This window comes from Janibacter sp. CFPM2_SD2 (assembly GCF_057364645.1).
Window position 1 is genome coordinate 1 of the sequence record NZ_JBNFOF010000349.1, and the last position, 1,302, is coordinate 1,302.

Consider the following 1,302-nt stretch of genomic DNA (forward strand, 5'->3'; position numbering starts at 1 on the left):
CTGCCTCGCCGAGCCGAGACGAGCCGGCGACGCGCAGGGAGTATGCGGCGGCGAGGGCCGCACCGACGGCCGCGACGACCGCGCACCCGACGAAGAGCGGCCCGGGGCCGGCCGCCGGCGGGCGAGAGCGCGGCGACGACGGCCATGATCTCGCCCCAGAAGCCGGCGAGGCCGGGCAGCCCCAGCCCGGCGGCCAGGCCGGTGACGAGGAGCAGCCCGGTGACCGGCGCCTCCTCGCGAAGGGGGGTCCGCGCCGTGTCGAGGAGGTCGTCGCCCCAGCGGTGCTTGAGCCCGCCGACCACGAGGAAGAGCAGTGCGGAGATGACGCCGTGCGCGAGGTTGGCGTAGAGCGCGGCGGCGACACCGGTGTCGGTGCCCGAGGCGAGCGCCAGGGCGACGAAGCCCATGTGCGCGATGGACGACCAGGCGATGAGCCGCTTGAGCTCGCGCTCGACGAGGCAGACGAGCCCGCCCCAGATGATGCCGATGGCGCCGCAGACGGCGAGCACCGGCGCGACCCGGGCGAAGCCCTCGGGCACCGCAGCCAGGGGGAGCCGCACGAGGCCGTAGGTGCCCATCTTGAGCAGCACGGCGGCGAGCACCATCGAGCCGGCGGTCGGTGCCGTCGTGTGCGCCATGGGCAGCCACGAGTGCAGCGGCCACACGGGCACCTTGATCGCGAGGCCGAGGGTGAGCAGCACGGCGACGGCCACCTGCACGCCGGTCGACAGGCCCCGGCCGTGGGCGGCGCCGAGCGTGCCGAGGTCACCGGTGCCCGACTGGGAGACGAGCAGCAGCACCCCGAGGAGCAGGAGCGTCGAGCCGAGCCCGGTGTAGAGGACGAAGCGGACGCCGGCCTCGCGGCGGGCCACCGGGTCGCGGTCGTCGCCGAAGCGGGTGATGAGCACCCACATCGGCACGAGCACGAGCTCGAAGGCGACGACGAAGAGCAGTGCGTCGCGCGCCGCGAAGGTGCCGATCGCCCCGCCGAGGGTGATGAGCAGGGTGCCGACGAAGGTCGCGGCGCTGCCCCCGCGCGGCGCGTCACCGAGGGCGGTCGTGCAGGCCGCAGCGGTGACGACGGCGGCGAGGAGGGCGAGCGGCCCGCTGATGCCGTCGAGCCCGAGGTGGATGCGCAGGTCGAGGGCGGGCAGCCAGGCGATGTCGACGACGGCGTGACTGCTCCAGGCGACGACGACGAGGGCCGCGGTCACGAGTGCGCCGGCCAGACCGATGCGGGCGGCGAGCCGGGCGCTCATCTCCGTGCCGGCGCCGAGCAGGACGGCACCGAGGAGCAGCGGA

At 75.4% G+C, this 1,302-nt stretch carries 1 protein-coding gene; it reads right to left on the minus strand.

The genetic code is table 11. From position 1 onward, the window contains the following. Positions 1–1,302: complex I subunit 4 family protein (locus AC2W7J_RS18200; RefSeq protein WP_485984179.1), on the minus strand; the 1,302-nt coding region annotated here is incomplete at both ends.